Genomic DNA, 367 nt, shown 5'->3' on the forward strand with positions numbered 1-367 from the left:
CAAATGATAAAGTTCACAACATAAATATTTATACAAACTCCCCTTAGTCCAGTATCACATCACAACCACAATCAGGCATATCTTTGTATTTAATGGCTGGATGGATATATAGCAGCTACAGTTGAGACCATGGAATCTACTCCACACACATTTCGACCTCTGCAGATCTTGTAATATCCATTCTCTCCCCAGCTCTCGCCCCATGAATTCTTAATGATCCAGTAAGGTTTGTTCTTAAAACGAATGGGAGCATATGCACCTTCACCATAACCCACTATAAGAACACCATGATCCAAATGCTTCCCACAGATGTACGGGCACGACACGCCACCTATATATGTCTGCATAAAAACTGCATTGATACCAA

The 367-nt window shown here is 40.6% G+C and carries 1 protein-coding gene; it reads right to left on the reverse strand.

Annotated features, from left to right (window positions below; all coding sequences use genetic code 11):
* Positions 1-89: 89 nt before the first annotated feature.
* Positions 90-367, reverse strand: a 278-nt coding sequence (locus tag L9G74_RS23910) for a C1 family peptidase (protein ID WP_238898530.1), incomplete at its 5' end; no start/stop codon positions are given.

The sequence above is a fragment of the Shewanella electrica genome, assembly GCF_022321485.1.
Lineage (GTDB): Bacteria > Pseudomonadota > Gammaproteobacteria > Enterobacterales > Shewanellaceae > Shewanella > Shewanella electrica.